This window comes from Paenibacillus sp. (assembly GCF_048976745.1).
Classification (GTDB): Bacteria; Bacillota; Bacilli; order Paenibacillales; family Paenibacillaceae; genus Paenibacillus.
On sequence record NZ_JBHGUU010000021.1, the window covers coordinates 15,501 to 35,841 of the forward strand.

At 48.4% G+C, this 20,341-nt stretch carries 19 protein-coding genes and 1 riboswitch; of the genes, 11 read left to right on the top strand and 8 right to left on the bottom strand.

The features are described 5' to 3' along the window. Positions 1-69 precede the first annotated feature (69 nt). From ACE3K2_RS23930 to rbsK, 3 genes are all read left to right on the top strand, one after another. Positions 70-363: a hypothetical protein gene (locus ACE3K2_RS23930; protein WP_421895877.1), complete on the top strand. Its 294-nt coding sequence runs from the start codon at positions 70-72 to the stop codon at positions 361-363. Positions 364-614: 251 nt separating this feature from the next. Then, complete coding sequence (locus tag ACE3K2_RS23935; RefSeq protein WP_062838136.1) at positions 615-911, top strand: 4a-hydroxytetrahydrobiopterin dehydratase; 297 nt, start codon at positions 615-617, stop codon at positions 909-911. Between the two features lie 44 nt (positions 912-955). Then, complete coding sequence (rbsK, locus tag ACE3K2_RS23940; RefSeq protein WP_421895882.1) at positions 956-1,939, top strand: ribokinase; 984 nt, start codon at positions 956-958, stop codon at positions 1,937-1,939. Positions 1,940-2,016: 77 nt separating this feature from the next. Here rbsK and ACE3K2_RS23945 read toward each other — a convergent pair whose 3' ends face one another. The 5 genes from ACE3K2_RS23945 to ACE3K2_RS23965 all read right to left on the bottom strand — a co-directional run bounded on the left by ACE3K2_RS23945 (position 2,017) and on the right by ACE3K2_RS23965 (position 7,083). Beyond that, entirely contained in the window at positions 2,017-2,373 is a 357-nt protein-coding gene (locus tag ACE3K2_RS23945; protein WP_036607288.1) for a c-type cytochrome, read from the bottom strand. A 150-nt stretch (positions 2,374-2,523) separates the two neighbouring features. Further along, the gene (locus tag ACE3K2_RS23950) at positions 2,524-3,018 is read right to left on the bottom strand and encodes a GNAT family N-acetyltransferase (RefSeq protein WP_421895886.1); all 495 of its coding nucleotides are present in this window, start codon (positions 3,016-3,018) and stop codon (positions 2,524-2,526) included. Positions 3,019-3,372: 354 nt separating this feature from the next. Beyond that, a complete protein-coding gene (locus tag ACE3K2_RS23955) occupies positions 3,373-3,843 on the bottom strand; it encodes a C40 family peptidase (protein WP_421895889.1) in 471 nt (156 codons plus the stop codon). Between the two features lie 3 nt (positions 3,844-3,846). Beyond that, positions 3,847-3,984, bottom strand: a riboswitch (cyclic di-AMP (ydaO/yuaA leader). Positions 3,985-4,229: 245 nt separating this feature from the next. Continuing rightward, on the bottom strand, positions 4,230-5,081 hold the full coding sequence (locus ACE3K2_RS23960; protein WP_421895892.1) for a hypothetical protein: 852 nt from the start codon (positions 5,079-5,081) through the stop codon (positions 4,230-4,232). Between the two features lie 10 nt (positions 5,082-5,091). Further along, on the bottom strand, positions 5,092-7,083 hold the full coding sequence (locus ACE3K2_RS23965) for a M1 family metallopeptidase (RefSeq protein WP_421895895.1): 1,992 nt from the start codon (positions 7,081-7,083) through the stop codon (positions 5,092-5,094). A 101-nt stretch (positions 7,084-7,184) separates the two neighbouring features. On the opposite strand from ACE3K2_RS23965, the gene ACE3K2_RS23970 reads away from it, so the two are divergent. Further along, entirely contained in the window at positions 7,185-7,688 is a 504-nt protein-coding gene (locus ACE3K2_RS23970; RefSeq protein ID WP_421895898.1) for a YwhD family protein, read from the top strand. Between the two features lie 198 nt (positions 7,689-7,886). Here ACE3K2_RS23970 and ACE3K2_RS23975 read toward each other — a convergent pair whose 3' ends face one another. After that, the gene (locus ACE3K2_RS23975) at positions 7,887-9,965 is read right to left on the bottom strand and encodes a transglycosylase domain-containing protein (RefSeq protein WP_421895901.1); all 2,079 of its coding nucleotides are present in this window, start codon (positions 9,963-9,965) and stop codon (positions 7,887-7,889) included. Between the two features lie 412 nt (positions 9,966-10,377). Here ACE3K2_RS23975 and speE point away from each other — a divergent pair, with 412 nt between their 5' ends. Both speE and speB read left to right on the top strand, forming a co-directional pair. Beyond that, a complete protein-coding gene (gene speE, locus ACE3K2_RS23980; protein WP_017691306.1) occupies positions 10,378-11,205 on the top strand; it encodes a polyamine aminopropyltransferase in 828 nt (275 codons plus the stop codon). Between the two features lie 14 nt (positions 11,206-11,219). Further along, positions 11,220-12,089, top strand: a complete 870-nt coding sequence (gene speB, locus ACE3K2_RS23985; protein ID WP_278297424.1) for an agmatinase — start codon at positions 11,220-11,222, stop codon at positions 12,087-12,089. A 416-nt stretch (positions 12,090-12,505) separates the two neighbouring features. Here speB and ACE3K2_RS23990 read toward each other — a convergent pair whose 3' ends face one another. Further along, positions 12,506-12,637, bottom strand: coding sequence for a hypothetical protein (locus ACE3K2_RS23990; protein ID WP_421895906.1), 132 nt, complete (start codon positions 12,635-12,637; stop codon positions 12,506-12,508). Between the two features lie 393 nt (positions 12,638-13,030). Between ACE3K2_RS23990 and ACE3K2_RS23995 the strand changes: the two genes are divergently transcribed. The 5 genes from ACE3K2_RS23995 to argS all read left to right on the top strand — a co-directional run bounded on the left by ACE3K2_RS23995 (position 13,031) and on the right by argS (position 18,554). Further along, positions 13,031-14,218, top strand: a complete 1,188-nt coding sequence (locus ACE3K2_RS23995) for a WD40/YVTN/BNR-like repeat-containing protein (RefSeq protein WP_421895909.1) — start codon at positions 13,031-13,033, stop codon at positions 14,216-14,218. A gap of 218 nt (positions 14,219-14,436) precedes the next feature. Continuing rightward, a complete protein-coding gene (locus ACE3K2_RS24000; protein ID WP_421895912.1) occupies positions 14,437-15,918 on the top strand; it encodes an alpha-N-arabinofuranosidase in 1,482 nt (493 codons plus the stop codon). Next, entirely contained in the window at positions 15,918-16,187 is a 270-nt protein-coding gene (locus tag ACE3K2_RS24005) for a DUF6171 family protein (RefSeq protein WP_421895915.1), read from the top strand. Before ACE3K2_RS24000 ends, ACE3K2_RS24005 begins: the two co-directional genes overlap by 1 nt. A gap of 265 nt (positions 16,188-16,452) precedes the next feature. Further along, positions 16,453-16,878 carry a DUF1934 domain-containing protein gene (locus tag ACE3K2_RS24010; protein ID WP_017691299.1) on the top strand — a complete coding sequence of 142 codons (426 nt, stop codon included), beginning with the start codon at positions 16,453-16,455 and terminating at the stop codon, positions 16,876-16,878. Continuing rightward, positions 16,875-18,554 carry an arginine--tRNA ligase gene (gene argS, locus ACE3K2_RS24015; protein WP_341005707.1) on the top strand — a complete coding sequence of 560 codons (1,680 nt, stop codon included), beginning with the start codon at positions 16,875-16,877 and terminating at the stop codon, positions 18,552-18,554. The genes ACE3K2_RS24010 and argS overlap by 4 nt, the downstream gene beginning before the upstream one ends. Before the next feature lie 286 nt (positions 18,555-18,840). Here the strand turns inward: argS and ACE3K2_RS24020 are convergent, their stop codons facing one another. Continuing rightward, positions 18,841-19,995 (bottom strand): S8 family peptidase, encoded by a 1,155-nt coding sequence (locus tag ACE3K2_RS24020; protein WP_421895919.1) that lies wholly within the window; start codon positions 19,993-19,995, stop codon positions 18,841-18,843. Positions 19,996-20,341: the final 346 nt, after the last annotated feature.

Here is a 20,341-nt window from a genome sequence, read left to right on the forward strand (position 1 = left end):
TTAAGGGCTATTTTCAGGTATAATAAGATCAAATCCGCTCCTTAGGGGCCGAATAGGAGTGAAAAGCCAATGGGCGTAAAGCATGGACGGGATTATGAAGGAATTTTGACAGATCTGACAACGGCAATCGGACGCATACCGGATCGGTATGTTTTCTTTGAAATGGACGCGGAAGAGTGGGGGAGACTGGGGCCACCTGAGCAACTTGAAGTAGATGAGGCGTTGGCGGAGGATCTGTTCTATGCGCTGGGTGAGGAATCGATCATTCCGGTTGGGAGTGGCGTGGTCATCCATGATAAGGAACAGCACCGCATTCATATTTTGATAGGGGAAGAAGAGTTAACTTTTGTACCTTTAATTTAGTGTGTGTACATGTATTTTCAGGGGTATGAATGGAACTGGAAATTTCCTCAAAGCCTTATGGTTATTGGTTCTATGCCATTTAAGTTAATTGGATTTTGAAGCTTGTCCGTGGTAAGATGTTAGTCGTGAAATGGGCCAACCGCATGGCGGTGAGCCTGGCCTTTGAGGCTGCTGTTGATAGCGCTGAAGGTGTTGGTGGTTATATGGACACACGTCTGTAATGTACCATCCTATGGGGAGGAAGATAACGCATGGTTTTTTCGCAAGAGGAAGTCGAAGCTCATCTGGGAAGGCTGGAAGGCTGGGAACTGGAAGAGGGACGGTGGATTGTTCGCAAATTCGTGTTCTCCAACTACATGAAAGGGATTGCATTTGTGGATGAGGTCGCTGCGATCTCGGAAGCATTCAATCATCATCCTTTTATTACGATTGACTATACAACGGTTACGCTGCGTCTCACGTCATGGGACGCGGGGGGTATCACATCTGTAGATATCAAGGAAGCAGGCCAATATAACGAAGCTTATGACAAAATGAGGTCGGAATAACCAGGTCGGTTATTATCGTGCGGCCAGAAGTGAGTGAACCATACATGTCAGACTATAATCAGAAACAACCTCTTATTACAGTCGTAGGCAGTCTCAATATGGATCTTGTGGTGAAAACAGACACGATTCCGGAAGAAGGAGAGACGGTGAGCGGTGAAGAACTGCATTATCTCGCTGGTGGCAAAGGGGCGAATCAGGCTGTCGCTGCTGCGCGTTTAGGTGGACAGACAACGATGATTGGTGCGGTGGGATCGGACGGTTTTGGCGAACGTCTGTTGCACAGTCTGACGGAAAGTGGTGCAGATGTCTCGCAGGTTCGCATATTGGAAGATACGGTTACAGGGACAGCTTCCATTTGGCTCTCTCGGGGAGACAACCGGATTATCGTTATTCCTGGTGCGAATGGGCAAGTGGTGCCTGAGATGCTGGAAGAGGCGGATACGGTAAAAAGCCTGACTGCAGCCTCAGCGGTGCTGCTGCAGCTGGAGATCCCGCTGCCAGCGGTTACCCGCGCCGCCCAACTGGCGGCTGAAGGCAGCGCACTGGTGATGCTCAACCCGGCTCCCGCGGTGCCGGGTCTGCCCCAGGAGCTCCTGCGGTGCGTCGACGTTGTCACGCCGAACCGCAGTGAGCTTGCCGTGCTTACCGGCCGGGATCACCTCCGGCCGGAAGACCTGGATGCGGCGGTCGCAGAGCTCGCCGCATCCCTCGGGGCCGCTGTCGTCACGACGCTTGGCCCCGAGGGGGCTGTGTACGCGGCGGCACCTGGTGGCCGCGTACAGGCAGGGCGTGCCGGCGCAAGCCGTGCGCCCGGCTACGCCGTAAGCGCCGTCGATACGACCGGCGCTGGCGATTGCTTCAACGGCGCGCTGGCGGTAGCCCTCGCGCGCGGTGAGACGTTGGACGCGGCCGTAGGCTTCGCCATGGGTGCAGCCGCGTTATCCGTGACGAAGCTCGGCGCCCAGTCCGGGATGCCGTCCGCAAGTGAAGTGGAGGCCTTCCTGGCTGAGCACGCGGCAGATGTCTAATAATTGGTATAACAAAGAGGCTCTTATTCTCCCAAAAGGGGATTAAGGGCCTCTTCATTATGTAGTGCGTGCAGAGATTATTTCTTCTCTGACAGCCACATGGCGATATTTGCAATCTCTTCATCCTGCAGTTTGCCTTTGAAGGAAGGCATACCGCCTTTACCTTTGACAATCGTAGAGTAGATCTTCTCCAGATCATCCTGGCTGCCGATGTTAGCCAGAGCAGGTCCTACGCCACCTTGAAGCTGATCCCCGTGACAGGAGATACAATTGGCTTTGACCAGTGCTTCAGCCTGTCCGGCATCCAATGTTACTTCCGGCATGGTTGGCTTGGCTTCTTCAGCCACTTCTTCTTTCCCTGGAAGCGTAAACATTAAAACAATAGCTAAAGCGCATGCTGCAAAAAATACTCCGCTCATGATCCATTTGTGCATCCCTTATGTCCCCTCCAGAATGAAAGATCATCTAACCTGAAACTATCCATATCATTATAACGGAACCTGTACTGACATCATAGCATTTTGTGGGAATTTTTTGAACTAATCACATAACAAGGGGCAAATTTGGTTGTTTTGCAATGGATTTTAATCACGAGGCCCTTCATAAACCATACAGTGAAAGGGCTTCAAGCCGCTTGGGGTCTGTCGTTCGTATGTATCCTGGGTGACAAATCCACTCTTCAAATAGACTTGAATGGCACGAGCATTCCAAGTGAGCACTTCCAGATCTATCTCGTTCGTGGGATTTCGGCGAATGGCTTCCTGTACAATGGCAGTGACAAAAGCTGTCCCTTGGCCCTGACCACACAGCTCTGGATGCATGCCGAGGCCGATTCGGGTTACCCCTTGAAGTGGGAAGTATTGAGCAAATCCACATATACGATCGTTCTGATCCAGGACAATCGCATATTGCTCCTGCCGCAGCTGTGCATCTCCGAATTCCACTTCCAGAGCTTTCATCTGCTCCCAGGGGAGCCAGCTGTAGATATTGTAAGGCGGATCATACTGCCAACTGCAGATGAGCTCCGCATGTTCTTCTCGCATGGGTATAACATGAAACGTTAAAGGGGCTTCCTTCATACACCTGCATGCTCCTTTCCTTGAAACAGAACTCACTGTCCACTCTACAAAAGAGATATTCATTTAGCAAGTCTCCCTTACCAGAAAAAATATGAAACAAAAGTTCCGGTAATTCCGTTTATATTATAACAGGATGGGTAAAAACATCATAAGGGCACGGACGAACGAACGCAAAATGAACTTGTTGATGTCGCAGGATATGCCCCGAGTGTAACTTGCAACATGCTTCAGGATTGAAGCACAAAAAAACCGCCGGATACATTCCTGCGGAGAATGTACCGGGCGGTTCTGTTATGCTTCTTGTTTCGTTCCAGTATGGTTCATGGTTACAGCATCATGTTGCTCAGCTTGTCCCTACTCCAGGGCCAGTGATTCATATGCGTCCGTGCTCATAATCCGTTTAGCGCCAACATAACGATTGGCCCAATAGCTTTCACTCAATGCACTGATCGTAACGCCTTTGGAAGAAGAGGAGTGTGCGAACTTCCCATCCCCTACAAAGATTCCTACATGTGATACGCCTTTACCTGTTGTATTAAAGAATACCAGATCGCCAGCTCTCATTTCCATGCGGGATACGGAATCACCCATGTCGAATTGGGAACTGGATTGGCGTGCCAAATCAATACCCAACTTGTCGAATACATACCGTGTAAATCCGGAGCAGTCAAAGCCGTTAAGCGTTGTTCCCCCACTTTTGTATGTAGTTCCCATTGCTGAATCAATTACTTTATCCATTTTTGAATCTGCGAATGCGCTACCTGCACCAAGCGATAATGCAAATGTGATGCTAAGTACAGCTGCGGTTAATTTCTTCTTGAACAAGAGATATTCCCCTTCCAACGCCTGCGAGGTTAGCTTAAGGATTCGGTTGAAGGTCCCCTATGATCCCTCTGTAGCAAGATCAATTCACCCATAACTGGTTCCCCCGCTTCCCAGGTGCCAGGAATTTGGCTATGCTAGTTATGCACCTGCGAAATCAAGAAATGACGATTTAATTTTAAGTAGTTACAAATATGAATGTAAAGATTACAAAGTTGTTACTAAAAACTCACTGCGATTATTGTAACAGAGGAGTACGGCTTTGGCAACGTTTAGCAACAAATTTAGCAAAAAAAACCTCGACCTTTGACGGGGAAAGGTTGAGGTTTGCCTATTTTTAAGTACATATTAGGCCATATGTTTAACATGTGATGGTAACAATTTTTAAACTATCTGCTCTCACCTTTGGATACTTTGGACTGCCACAATCGGAAATGGCTGCATATTTTCCACAGATTCAATAGACATCTGGCGAGTGGATACGTCTGTTGTAGTATAAGTCCGGTAAGTCCCGTTAATAACCATGAGGCAGAAGTGAATGCCCCAAAGACGAGCAGGTGAACTCCGCCCAGCAGGAGTGCAATACCGATTACGGCGATGAGATGACGCACTACAATCCAGAGAGCTTTGAGGGTACCGTGAGCCCCGCCTTCTCCTTCTGGTGCCGAAACACCGAACTGCATGTAGAGCAGGGCATGGTGGATGATCCAACCATATACAATCCAGGCAGCAACATAAGGTATACCAGGCAAAAGTAATTGAAGGGAATGAAATCCGTCCATGAGGATCGAGTAGAGCTTTGGTATGAGCCAGTAGGCGGGCAGAAGTATCAATAATGTACGTATGGTGTGCAGCAGCAGCATCGGTTTCCACAGGTTTTTGATTCCGCGGACGAAGGGAATGCGCTCTTCTGTAGAATTAAAGTGCTGAAGCGAGTAGAGCAGTCCGGCCTGAATGAGGGGGCTGATCAACATGCGAATCAGCAGCATGCCCCCTAGAATCCATAGATAACGATGAACCTCCGGATGGGTAGACAGGTTAAGCTGGCTTTCCATTTTGAACAGAAGTGTACTCAGCTCCCCGGCATCAGGATCTGGATAGCGCAGGAGGAGTGGAATGACCGCCGATTGTACCATTCGATAGAAGAAATAGCCCCAAATGAGTTGATAGAGAAATAAAAGTGCTGCAATGAACATATGCTGACGGACGAGAAACCAGCCTTCACGTATTTTTGCTTTCACCGTTTCCACCTCACCATGACAGACCTCCGAATATGGCTTCTATTAGTTTGGTTACACTCATGCTCCAGCGGGACTTCGTCTGCTCATCCAGTCCGGATTTCAGGAAATTGTTCATATGGCGGTTCTCCAGCACGATCGTGTACAGGGGATCGGTCATGGCCCAGGTTACGGGGGATGTGTGCGTTAATTTATAGGTAATGCGATCATCCTTGCCATCCCATTGCTTGGTGAGGGTATGTCCGTCTTCAAAAGCAATTCGAACAGGAACGGCGTTGTAATCACTGCCTTTTTTTGCGATCGTCACAGATGACTCGTACCATGTTTGACCGTCCTTCTGTACGGGTGTAACACGAATCTTCTCTACAGCAAAGTCAGCCATCCCGTTACCATAGACGTATTGGTCAAAATAATCAGACCAGGAAGTGCGAGTCACTTGTTCCACAACGTTCTGAAAATCAGCCGAAGTGGGATGTTTGAAGCGGTACTTCTTCACATAGGTAGAGAGAATGCGTTCCATCGTTTTGGTGCCGACTTGATGTTCAATACCAAGCAATACAAGCTTGCCACGTGTGTAAACATTAGCTGCATACTCATTCTGTGAATCGAACTTCCAGGATTCTTGTGTTAAGGATGAAGGAGACGTAATCAGTCCCGATTGTACCGGCAGATTCGGAATCAATCCGTATTCCTGCTCCATCAGTTTGTCTTCTGCATAAGAGGTGAACCCCTCATCCAGCCAGGCTTCCTCGAATTCGTTGCTGGCAACCATGCCGTAGAAGTATTGGTGTCCGATCTCGTGGACTACGGTACGTTCCAGGTCATAACCTGGAGTCGTATCATCGGCTCCAAAGGCCGTAACTAGCGTAGGGTATTCCATACCTCCAGCACCGTTTCCCGCTTTGGGTGGAACAACGATGGATAAGGTAGCGTAAGGATAAGGGCCAAACCATTTGCTATAATTGGCTAGTGCGGCCTTCGCGGCGTAGAAATAACGTTCTTTCAGATCCTGATGAGCAGGGTCCAGATATAACTTGATTCGTACACCAGGCACATTGGGTGCGGAGAAGGGCTCCTCTGCGTACACAAAATCGGGTGAGGCTGCCCATGCGAAGTCATGCACATCATCGGCGTAGAATTGATAGACCTTTTCTCCGTTCTTCACCACGGCTTGTTGCGTTGGAAATCCGGTAGCAGCCACTTTGTATGTTTCAGGCACCCGAATACGCACACTGTATATACCGAAGTCGGCGTAAAACTCTGAATTGCCATGGTATTGGTGCAGATTCCAGCCTTCCGTTGTTCGTCCACGCCTGCCTACAGGTTCATAGGCACTTAATTTGGGAAACCATTGCCCAGCCATGACAAAATTATCAGCAGTTCCCATCCGGGCAAAAATCTTGGGCAGATTCACTTCAAATCGGGTGTGGAGTGTGATACTTTCCCCGCCTTTGACGGGTTTGGGCAGGCGTACTTTAATGAGGGTGGTGTCCTTGATATTTCCGTCATCTGGTTGCACATACTGCATCCGGTGCAGCAGAGAGAGCCCGTCCTCCGTTTTCATTTCGGTAATGTTCATCGAGCCATAACCATTGGTAGGCATGACATCACCTCGAAGCTTTCCACCGGATTCCTTCATAAAGGTGGTGTCAGCAGAAGAGAAGGCGTTGGGGTACATATGAAAGTAAAGCTCGCTGACGGTTTTTTTGCCTGGATGAGTCCAGGTGATCGTCTGAGTCCCTTCCAATATGTTTCCTTGGACCAGCTTCACATCCATGTGATATTCCACAACACGGTTGCTGTACACTTCGGCTGTAGGGGTCTGTACACTTTCTGGAGGTGCTGGAGCTGGAGCTATTGCCTTGGGCTTGCCCGATTCGGGGGCGAGTACTGGCAATTCGGAATGAGTTGAGCGATTATAACCCAGAGTGATCCATATCCCTCCGGCAAGTACACACAGGGCCAGGGATGCAGTGAGCCAGCTCTTGGCGCGTCGTGGAATCATCGTTAAATACCTCCCGTTGACAAGCATCTACAGCATGTATATGTTTGCAATGGGACAATTATTAGTTAAAATATTTGTATCAACCCTTGGAGGCTATAAACATGGACCAAAACGAGCAAAACGGCAAGAAACAGATTGCCTTGAATATCGTTAGTGCAAAAAGCAAGCATAAAGGCTTCGGTGCAGGCTCCATTGATCTGAATAACCTTTCCCCGGTCATTATTGATAATGGCGAAGCCAAAATCGATATCGGTGCGATGCATGCGAAAAGCAAAGTGGAACGCAATATCAAGTTCTCTACCAATCGTGAAGATGTGCCCAACGGACGCCAGGTATGGCTGGTGTGGGTAGCTGTCGATCGCACGGAGGAAGGCCAACTGTATGGTGGAGCAACGGCATGTGAGATGTGGATTGATACGGAAGCAAGACGTGGATGGAAACTGCTGGCGGAACATGTGAATCGCATGGATTATGCCTTGAAGCGTCGCTTCATGCTGGACGAGCTTGGACCTGAAGATCGGGCTGCACTCAAGACGCTGCTGATCTCACACAACGAAGAATGGTGGAATGCTTCTCCGGATGAATTGAAAGAAGCACTCGCCTAAGGCGAATCATGCAACACTGTATAAAAGAAAAAAAAGCAAAAGGCCCCTTGACCGAAAGTTCGGTTTGGGGGCTTTTGCTTGTGCATTAATCATATTCACGAACCTGAATAATTATGAGTTTTCATCCGAAGTGAATTTCCAATGGCCCCATATTATCAGGGGTTATGGGTGACGCAACTAAGTCATCGCGCATTTGCGTCATTCTACCCACCAACGTTTGAAATCTCCCCACCAGGAACGTTTCTCTTCCTGTATGCCTTGCTGACTCTGTACCTGACGGGTCTTCTCATCTTCTCCAGAATCCGAATCATCCGTCGTACCGTGACATACCTCTGTCGGTTCAGTACCATCAATAAAAACTTCCAGTCGTTTCTCTTCACAACCGTTGCCTGCCAGCTTGCCGGATTGCGGGTCGATATAGACACTGACGACATGATCAGGCACGGTGAAGATTTTGGGTGGTACGCTCTCAAGTGCCTGCTCTGTGAACTGTGCAAAGATCGGCGCCGCCCGGCGGCCATCGGAAGTTGAGATGGCTTTGCCCTGATCGTACCCAACCCATACGGCGGTAGAGAGCTCCGGTGTGAATCCAACGAGCCAGGCATCCGTATTGGTCGTCCCTGTCTTTCCGGCAACCGGACGTTTGATCGCGGCAGATACCCGGTTACCCGTTCCCCCATTTTCGAATACACTTTCCATCAAACGAGTCAGTACATAAGCTGCCGCAGGTTCCACCACGGTCTCAGCTTTCGTCTGAGGCGATTCATACAGCACACGTCCTGCTGCATCCGTCACTTGCAGAATGGCAACAGGTGGCGTCCGTTGTCCACCGGCAGCAATAACGGAAAAGGCCGACGCCATCTCCAGCGGGCTAACGGGTGACGTTCCCAGTGCAAGAGAAGGTACGGCGCTCAGGTTGCTTGTAATTCCGAGGTTTTTCGCCATACTTACAACTTGCTCAGGACCAATCTGCATAATGGTATTCACCGCATAGATATTGTCTGAAGCGGCGATCGCCTGTCTGAGGTCAATTTCACCCAGATACTTGTCACCAAAGTTGCCGGGTTTATAGGTTTTACGGTCATTGTCGTAGTGAAACAGGGTAGGTTCACTGTTAAATATGGATGCACTGGTGAGCTGCTTGGATTCCAGAGCTGCCAGATACATAATGGGTTTAAACGCCGAACCTGGCTGGCGCGTTGTCGCCAGTACATGGTTAATCTGATTGGTGCGGTAATTCTTGCCGCCCACCATGGCTTTAATGTAGCCCGTCCGAGGGTCGATGGACACCAACGCTGTCTCCAGCTCACTTTTGGCATCCATACCCTTTGCTATGGCGTCTTCCGCTGCTTTTTGCACACGCAGATCCAGGGTGGTGTAGATATTCAATCCCCCGTGATCCAGCATCGCTTCACTGATTCCCAGTTCTTTGATGGCCAGGTTACGGATATAGTCGCGGAAATACGGGGCACTTTCTACCGTTTTACGCTCACTTTCCGGTTTGAACGTAAGCATTTTCTCATAGGCCTTATCCGCTTCGGCTTGGGTGATCTTACCGATATCAGCCATGGCATTCAGCACAATCTTCTGCCGGTCTTTGGCATTCTTCATATGGTTATAGGGTGAATAGTAGGTCGGTCCTTTCGGGATTCCTGCCAGTATGGCACTCTCTGCAAGATCCAGCTGTTTGGCTGATTTGCCAAAATACATTCGCGAAGCCGCTTCGATTCCGTACGCACCATGCCCATAATAGATTTCGTTCAGATACATCTGCAAAATTTCATCTTTGCTATATTTCATCTCCAATTGCGCCGTGTACATGGCTTCCTTGGCTTTGCGAGTCCATGTTTTCTCATGAGATAGATATAGGTTACGCGCCAGCTGTTGAGTCAATGTACTCGCGCCCTGCGACATCTGCATATGTTCCAGGTTAACGAGTACAGCTCGTCCCATCCCTTGAACGTCAAAACCGTAGTGATTATAGAATTTGCGGTCCTCTACAGCCAGAGTGGCGTTGACGAGATCCGGAGCGATATCCTCCAGTTGAACGGGTACGGAGTCTTTTCCACCTGCAGAGAAGGTAGCGATCACTTCACCCTGACTGTCCAGCAATCTTGAATTCCGGTCAGAGTCTGCGAGGGGCAGGCTGGTTGCGTATAGGTACACCAATCCCGCAGCGGTAGCAAGCATAGCGAGCACGGCGAGCAGAGACAGGTTTTTAATGAATTTACGTACACGGAACCCGCGTTTGCGGGTCTTTTGATTTGGCTTGGTCATGGAACGGGCTCCTCTCTTTTCTTCCAGTATGGGACTTCATTGGCAGGGATATTCAATTGGGTGCATAAGCAAACAAAATGTAGCCTTTTCGAAGGAAAAACCGTTTTGCAGTATAAACGTCAATCGCGTATAATGCAAAAGGGTAATGAAAAGGGTAGATTCGGCACAAGATACTAAAGCGCGTAAGGACGAACAGACGAATGGTCATTGATTCATTGATTAGTCAGACGCTCTGCACGCTCTGGTCAATTTAATCTATAAAATGAAGTGAACCGCGGACCTTTCCCGCAGGCCGGCAATCATAACGCGATATGGCGCCGAACGCTGGACGTGCTTGGGCGAACCGATCATAGGGTACAGCGCTTGGTCGGGTATGGCTGATCATTAACTTTACGGAAAGAAGGTAGAGATTATGGAATTGTGGTTTACGGAGAAACAGACCCCGGTATTCGGGATCACCGCGAAGATTAAGCAGACCTATGTTACAGAGAAAACGGATTTTCAAGATTTGGCCATGGTAGAGACTGAAGAATTCGGTAACATGTTGCTTCTTGATGGCATGGTGATGACGACCGTAAAAGACGAATTCGTATATCACGAAATGGCAGCACATCCTGCGCTAAACACTCACCCGAATCCGAAAAAAGTTCTGGTTGTTGGTGGCGGTGATGGTGGAGTCATTCGTGAAGTGATCAAGCATGCTGCTGTAGAAAAAGCAGTTCTCGTCGAGATCGACGGTAAAGTTATTGAATACTCCAAAAAATATTTGCCTGAAATCGCCGGCAAGTTGGACGAGCCTAATGTTGAAGTGCTCGTTAACGACGGCTACATGCATATTATTGAACATAAAAATGAATACGATGTGATCATCGTAGACTCTACAGAGCCTGTTGGTCCGGCTGCTCCGCTGTTTGAGCGCGGTTTCTACCAAGGCATCTACGAAGCGTTAAAAGAAGACGGAATCTTCGTTGCCCAAACGGACAACCCTTGGTTCAAGGCGGATCTGATCCAGAAGGTGAACAAAGACGTCAAAGAAATCTTCCCGATCGTACATGTGTACGGCTGTAATATTCCAACCTATCCAAGTGGTTTGTGGACATTCACTATGGGTAGCAAGAAACATGACCCGCTCGAAGTGGATGAGACTCAAATCCCGGAGATGGATACCAAGTATTACTCTCCGCGTCTGCACAAAGCAGCATTTGTACTTCCTAAATTCGTGGAAGATTTAACGAAATAAAGGGGAAATCATTAATGAAACTGGATCAAGCTTATTCAGGAAACGTATTTATTTGCAGCTCTGAGGATTATGAGAACTCCAAAGCGGTTATCTATGGTATGCCAATGGATTACACCGTCAGCTTCCGTCCGGGTTCCCGTTTCGGCCCATCTCATATCCGTCAAGCATCGGTTGGACTTGAAGAGTACAGCCCATATCTCGACAAAAGTATTGTAGACATGACGTACTTTGACGCTGGAGACTTGCTACTGCCTTTTGGTAACGCGGGACGCAGCCTTGATGTAATTCATGAATACATCGGCAGTTTGCTTGCTGATGACAAATTCCCAGTTGGTCTCGGTGGCGAGCATCTGGTTACTTGGCCAGTCATCCAACAGATGTACAAGAAATACCCGGATCTGATCCTTATTCATATTGATGCACACGCAGACCTTCGTGAAAATTATGAAGGCGAGCCATTGTCCCACTCCACGCCAGTGCGTAAAGCAGCTGAGTTGATGGGTGGCCAAAACATCTATCAGTTCGGTATCCGTTCCGGTTCCCGTGAGGAGTTCCAGTATGGTCGCGAGAACATCAACTTCTATCCATTTGAAGTGGCAGCTCCGATGAAGGAAGCTCTTCCGAAGATGGGCAACCGTCCGGTGTATGTGACCATCGACATCGATGTGCTTGATCCGTCAGCAGCACCAGGAACAGGTACGGCAGAAGCGGGCGGCATCACGTCCAAGGAATTGCTGGAAGCCATCCATATGATCGCGGGATCTGATGTAAATGTCGTTGGGTGTGACTTGGTTGAAGTAGCACCAATCTATGATCCAACACAACAGACACAGATTGTAGCTGCGAAGCTGATCCGTGAAATGTTGCTTGGGTTCGTGAAGTAATTACAGAATAATCGATAGACATAACGCTCTCTGTCTGCGCGGTTTCAAATTTGCGCAGGGGAGGGCGTTTTGTATTGTTAACGTTTATCGCTGTTTCCTCAACTAGCCCAGCTTAGTGACCGACTGGATTGCTGGACCAAACTGTTCTGCAAACGAAAAAACCAAGTTAAGTTAAATTAACGTAATTTAACTTTTGGACAGAGCTGTGCTATACTGACTAATAAGTATTCAGTAGTATATTAATTGATATATTACATTCGTGAAGTATATGGTGATCGGGTTCGGTCATATACTAAAAAAGAGTCTTCACCGCGTCAACGGTAAAGACTCTTAGGACCCGAAAGGCTGTGGATTGCCACGGCGCGCATGAACTAAATAATGCTATTCAAGCGAAACCCACCGTCAGGCGTCCAACCTTATGAGGTGGGTTTTCGCTTGTTACGAAACTTTTTGCGCAACCAACGGTAAAGCTTTCGCCCACTCAGTACAATACTAAGGATCGCAGCAATCCATCGGATTACATCAAGCAACGTCACAAGTTTGACCATCGACGTCACCCCCTTTCGGGAAGCTGCGCCGTGGTCTGGAAAACATCCACCGATATTCAAAAGTCCATAACATTAATTATAGCACGTATGTTCCCGTGCCTCTACCATTTATTGCTTAGTGTTAGTATAGGCTCGCACATGCAGATTTCCTGCTTTGGCATGACTCCATCATAATATTATGCCTTTTATTAAGTATCAGTTTTGTTATCCTTGCTGTGGTGACGTATCCCATTTAACTTAGAGTTCACAACGTTTAGTGATTAGCCACCCTTGCCTACATGATCCAATCATGGGTAAAGGTGGTTTTTTTCTTGCGAAATTGTCATCGAAGTGCACCAGATTGTTACGTTATCACCATCCAATTTGGGTAAAACCATAGAAGGAGGTGTTACGATGACAACCAAGAGTACAAAGACATGGAAACGGATTGGTGCACTCGCATTATCGTTAACGCTGGCTTGGGGGATGGGACCGGTACATACACTATCAGGCGCTAACGCTGCATCCTCGCTGGCATGTGGAAAGGGAGATCACGGACTCTCTGCTACATTGAAAAAAGGTAGTGGTGTGGAAGAGCAACGATTGCAATTTACCGACATTGATTTTCTAAATGATACGACTGGTCGAGCCGGGGGTGAAGGCTTCCTGATCGGCACCTCGAATGCAGGATGTACGTGGCAGTCCATATATACCGGGCAGTGGCAATTCACACAGCTTGATTTTCCGAATAATGTGAATGGATATGCGTTGGCACAAGTGAAAAATTCACCTGCAACCTATCTGATCCGTACCCATGATGGGGGATCGCACTGGAAGCGGATCGATACGCCGGGCATTCAATTCAAGCGAATCGATTTTCGAAATACAGATGTAGGTTATGGTTACACCTATAATGGTGCATATCAGACGAAGGATGGCGGGGTCACCTGGAGCAAAATGAATACGCCTGCCAACACGCGTGCAGCTGCTTTTGCGACAGAGAAGCAAGGGTATGCCGTCGTGGTTGTACCTGGATCGGGATATCATTTGAAGCAAACAAGTGATGGCGGCAAGAACTGGACAACCTCTCTTCGAGTGGTCTCAGACACATGGAGTGGAGCGGATCTGTATGCACATGGTCAGCAAGTGTGGGCCCTTCTGTATGGTGATGCAGGCATGTCCCAACAATCGTATTCCCTCTACGCGAGCGGTAATCAAGGCAAGAACTGGACCCAAGTATTTGCGCAATCGACAGCAGGAGGAGGTCCTGCACCCGGTACAAACAGTACGGGCAAAGGAACTGGACCAGCCAACCCAGGTGGTCATCCTGGAAACATGGTGTTGATTGGTAATCAGACGGCTTATCTGTCTGCAGGTTCACCGGCAGCTGGCAAAGTGGGAATCGGACGTTCATATGATGCAGGTTCCACGTGGAAAAACGTAGACCTGAAAGATCCAGGATACAGTTCTCGTATCTCGTTCCCATCTGCCAAGACAGGTTGGCTCGTCGTAACAAGTGATAATTCCCCTGCGATCTATCGGACTACAGATGGTGGAACGACGTGGGCACAAAAATTATTGCTGCCTTCAAATCAGGATTAAATAGCCTGTTAATCTGAAATAATAACGGAGCAAATCCAAATTAGAAATGAATGATAATCGATGTGGTATGTCTCTGCATGTATATCTATCATGAACAAGCCTCTTCCTGGCTAATGATGCGGGAAGGGGCTTATTTATGTAGAAATAAAAACGGTTGAAACCTGCTTTAAAACAAGTTATTGTAAGCGATAACAATACATTATATGGAGGTTGAAATCATGGTTAATGTTATTTTAAAGGCAGATTCAGATCAAGGATTAATAAATCGCAATATATATGGTCACTTTTCCGAACACTTGGGACGTTGTATATATGAGGGGTTGTGGGTAGGAGAAGATTCACCAATTCCGAATACGGATGGGATTCGAAATGATGTATTGACGGCCTTGCAGAAGCTTAATATTCCAGTGCTTCGCTGGCCAGGCGGTTGTTTTGCCGATGAATATCACTGGAAAGATGGTGTGGGTCCGAAGAGTGAACGCGCTCGTATGATCAATACACACTGGGGCGGGGTGGAAGAGAACAACCACTTTGGTACGCATGAATTCATGAGATTATGTGAGTTGCTCGGCACGGAGCCATATATAAGCGGCAACCTGGGCAGCGGTACAGTGCAAGAGATGCAGGAATGGGTGGAATACATTACGTTTGATGGCGAGTCTCCTATGGCGAACTGGCGGAAACGGAATGGCCGCGAAGAACCGTGGAAGCTGAAGTATTTTGGTGTGGGTAATGAGAACTGGGGCTGTGGTGGCAACATGCGTCCAGAATATTATGCGGATGAATATCGCCGTTATGCTACATATGTACGTAATTATTCGGGGAATGAGATTTATAAAATTGCATGTGGCCCGAACGACAGTAACTATGAGTGGATGGAAGTGTTGATGCGGGAAGCTGCTCGTTTCATGGATGGCATCAGTCTTCATTATTATACGATTCCGACAGGTGTGTGGGAAGACAAAGGGAACGCTACCGGTTTTGGAGAGGCTGAATGGTTTACCACGTTGAAGAAAACGCTGTTTATGGATGAATTGCTTGTGAAGCACTCTGCAATCATGGATAAATATGATCCAGATGGCCGGGTTGGCATTATTGTTGACGAATGGGGCACGTGGTATAACGTTGAGACGGGAACCAACCCCGGGTTTCTATATCAACAGAATACGATGCGGGACGCTGTGCTTGCAGCCGTTAACCTGAATATTTTCAACCAACATAATAAACGGGTACACATGGCGAACCTTGCGCAGATCGTCAATGTGCTTCAATCGCTTGTGCTCACGGAAGGGGACAAAATGCTCCTGACACCTACGTATCATGTGTTTGATATGTATCAGGTGCATATGGATGCGAAGCGACTGGATCTGAATTATGAAAGCCCTGGATATACTTTCGGAGAAGACACCATTCCGCAGCTTAGCTTATCAGCCTCCCGCAACAAGGATGGGGTCATTCATGTGACAGCTTGTAATCTGAGCCATATTGATGAATTGGAAGTTGTGTGTCAGCTGGACGCAACTCAAGCGGCTAAAGTATACGGTCAGATTCTGCACCACACTGATTTTGGTGCATTCAATACCTTTGATCAGCCGAATCATGTTCAGCCTGTGGCGTGGGAGGGACTCGCGTTGGAGAATAACACCTTGCGTTTTGTTCTTCCTCCAGCATCCGTTGGGGTTATCGCTGTAGAGGGTTAATGATGAAAAGGCAGGAACCTTGCAAAGGTTGCGATGATCAGTATGATGTGAAGATTAGCGATGCCAAAATGGCCAGACTTGTTGAGGTTGCTTCACGTTCCCGTCCGACGGTACAGGATGAGGAGTATGAGCGGCGGCTTTCCATCTGTTCTGCCTGTCCGGGATTGCAATATGGCACAACTTGCCGGCACTGCGGCTGTATCGTACAGGTGCGAGCGAAGCTGAGAGAGTCGACATGTCCTTTTCCTTATGAATCACAATGGGCCTGAACGGATGAATGAATCTTATTATAATGAAGCAAAAGAGAGTTGCACTTTACAGGTGTGGCTCTTCTTTTTTGGCTTGATGAGGAAAAAACTCTGAATTTGGATTTGAATTGAGCGAGGGAACTGGATATAGTTATACAGTAGAGTGTAGGATAGCGAGCTATCCGGGAATATGAGCGCGTATAGCGACACAACAATACGGGAAGGGCTGTTCTCACCGGCCGTGCCTGATTTTGCGTCGCCTCGAATATAATGGAGGTTAACATTCATGTCGAACATGCGACCGGTACACATCCGGCTGCACAGCCGTTATGAAGGTGAAGATGTGCTGCAGGAAATGCAGGGTGAAGCCGTGTTGAAAGGGTCTGTTCTTTATGTTCGTTATGAAGAACCGCAGGTTGGACCCGAGGGAGGCACAACTCGTACCACATTGAAGCTGGGCGGACAATCCATCAAGATTATACGTCATGGTGAAGTGGAATCGGAGCAGACTTTTGAATTGAATCGGAAGCTTCCTGGTTTCTACCGATCACCATACATGTCGTTTGCTCTGTCCACGCATACACAGAAGCTGGAACTTTCCATTCAGGGATTGAGCGCACGCGCAGCGTGGAGCTACGACTTTTACCGCTTTGATGAAGAATCCGGACATTTCGCGATTAGTTTGCATATACAGGAGGAACCAATTTCATGACACGTAATCCACTAGATACGATTAACGAACGGGTAAGCACGGCTATCGGTAACGCCATTGTGGCGGCCGGAATTGTTACGCAGGAAGAATTGCCAGCCATCACATTGGAAGTGCCGCGTGAGAAAACACACGGAGACCTGGCGACCAATGCTGCCATGCAGCTGACCAAGATTGCCAAGCGCAATCCACGTCAGATTGCTGAAGAGATCATTGCCAATCTGAATCTGGCTGAAGCAGGCATCGAGAAGGCTGAGATTGCGGGTCCAGGATTCATTAACTTCAAATTGGACAAGAGTTACCTTTACCCAGTGCTTGCGCTTGTGCAGGAGCAGGGTAAAGACTACGGTAGAATTAACATCGGAGAAGGACGCAAAGTCGAGATGGAGTTTGTCAGTGCCAACCCGACAGGCAGTTTGCATCTGGGTCATGCCCGTGGAGCAGCTGTAGGTGATGCGCTATGTAACATCCTCGACTACGCAGGATATGATGTAACCCGTGAGTACTACATTAATGATGCAGGTAATCAGGTGTTTAATCTGGCTCGTTCCATTGAAGCTCGTTATCTGCAAGAGCTGGGTCAGGATGCTGAGATGCCTGAAGATGGTTATCACGGTGAGGATATTAAAGGATTTGCCAAGCAACTCGTTGCTGAAAAGGGTGACGAATTGCTGTCCATGCATCCGGGTGATCGTGCGGCTTATTTCCGTGACTTTGGACTGGAGAAGGAACTGGACAAGATCAAACGTGACTTGAATCGCTTCCGTGTTAACTTTGACATCTGGTTCAGTGAAACTTCCCTGTATGACAACGGAGAAGTTTTGCGAGTACTTGATGAATTGCGTGACCGTAATGAGATCTATGAGCAAGATGGAGCAACTTGGCTGAAAACAATGCAGTATGGTGACGACAAAGAACGTGTGTTGATCAAGAACGATGGCACGTATACTTACCTGACGCCAGATATTGCGTATCACCGTGACAAATATGCTCGCGGATACGACACGATGATCAACATCTGGGGTGCGGATCACCACGGATATATTCCGCGGATGAAAGCTGCGATGCAAGCACTGGGTAATGACCCTGAGAAACTGGTGGTCTTGATTGCACAGATGGTGAGCCTGTTCCAGAACGGTGAAAAAGTGAAGATGTCCAAACGTACAGGTAAAGCTGTAACGATGGAAGACCTGATGGATGAAGTTGGCATTGATGCTATCCGTTACTTCTTCACTATGCGCAGCATGGACTCCCATCTGGACTTTGACATGGACCTTGCGATTTCGACATCCAATGAGAATCCGGTATTCTACGTACAATACGCGCATGCACGTGTATGCAGCGTATACCGTCAGGCTGAAGAACAAGGTATTGAACTGCTGCCACTGGCACAGATTGACCTGTCCAAGCTTACTACAGAGCACGAGTATGACCTTCTCCGCAAAATGGGAGAGTTGCCTGAGGAAATCTCGGCAGCAGCAACAGGATATGCGCCTCATCGTATCATCCGTTATGTATACGAGCTGGCATCCCTGTTCCACAGCTACTACCGTGCAGAACGTGTCATTACGGAAGATGCGCAGCAAACTCAGGCACGTCTTGCACTGATCGGTGCTGTGCGTACCGTTATTGCAACAGCGCTTCGTCTGGTAGGCGTAACCGCTCCTGACAAAATGTAAATTCCATGCGAGCGGTACATCGCTCCTCTGCCTAAAATAAAAAGTCTCCACGTCCACGTTGAGTGTTTTCAACGTGGTACATGGAGACTTTTTGTTTTGTGTGCCCTGGAGCTGAAGAAAACAAATGGCCCTGTCTAAGATGAGCTAGCTGGCCCTGACATCACAGCATGCTCCACCTGAAGACTCATCAACTACGCAATAATACCCTTTGCGCGTAAAAGTCTGGGGGAGGTTACTTCCATTCGCCAAGCATCAAGGAGTCCTGCTGGCAGCTGGTAAAGCAGGATCACTCCCCGCCCTCCTGCATTAGCCGCAGGGCGTCAATCTCACCACCGCGTAATTTACCTTTTGTGGTGGTGGTTTTGCGGGTGTGCAAAGGGATTGTAGCACGCTTGACAAGTGCCTTGATTTCGCTGGGTGATAACCCTGGATGTTTTGAGAGCAGCAAGGCGATAGCACCGCTCACATGAGAGGTCGCCATGGAGGTGCCGCTCATCTCGTGATGCTTGCCTTGTACCCAAGAGGAAACAATCTTATCACCGGGTGCATAGACATCCACATATGCACCGCGATTGCTGAAGGATGCAATACGTCTGTTTTTGTCGGTTGCTCCAACAGATATGGTTTGGGGGTACCGTGCTGGATAATCAATGCTGCGGCGTTTGCCGTCATTTCCTGACGAAGCAACAATGACGATTCCGGCATGGTATGCACGGTTGACAACGTCAAGAAGCGCCTTGCTGCGTGTTTTCATGCCAAAGCTCATATTGATGATATCGACCTTGTTACGTACACACCAGTCAATGCCAAGCACGATGTCGGATACATAAGCCGATCCGTTGTGGTCAAATGCCTTCACAGGATAGATCAGAGAGCGTGGAGCTACACCAATCATGCCTGCGGTGCTGTTGGCTGCGGCGATCGTTCCCGCAATGTGGGTACCGTGTCCGTTATCATCATGTGGAAGCAGGCTGCGGTTTAACAGATTGATTCCGCGTGCCAGAGAATAACGAAGATCAGGATGGTGATAATCAGCACCTGTATCAATTACACCGATTTTAATCCGGTGTCCGGTGGATACAGACCATACTTTGGGCGCCCGAATCTGCTTCACTCCCCAGGGTATGCCTTGGGCATTGCTCGGTTTGCTGTGGAGTGCGGTGGCATGAAGGGAGATGGGTATGTCTTCTTCAATCGTAATCTCATCCCCGTAGCGGTATAGATCCTCCGGGCGTTGTACTGTAGCGATAATGGAACGTGCTAGTCGTGAGGAGCGGACGGCCCCAAGGTCGGTAAATTCATTCCGCATGCGGGATAATTCCACGAGACAGGCCTCGTACTGCTGCGGTTTGGCAAATCGGATCAAATATCGCCCTCCCTGTTCTGGTTCAGGGCGTCGCATTCCGTCAATCAATTGATGCAATAAACCAGTATAGTCCATAATGGGCAGCCCCCTTCGGGATGAACATGCTGAGGTATTCTATGAATGCGCTCATCCCGCCGCATGGGGAACTTGCCCTTTTTTTACAAAAACACATTCTCTTCGTGTCAAAACGGGCGCAGGGACATATGATGGATGGAGAGCTAGAGGGCTCTTGCGGGGAACCTGGTGAGGAGTAATCCTCCAGGGGTATACAGTCAGAAGGCGGGGGGGACTCCGTCTTTTTTATTATGGAGTTGTTTCTTTTGTAATGAAGGATAGGTATGAGTTTAATGTCACATCGCGTTGAATATATTGGACGGATTGGAGCTGCTCTCCGCATTTGCGTAACATCCGTACATAAAAA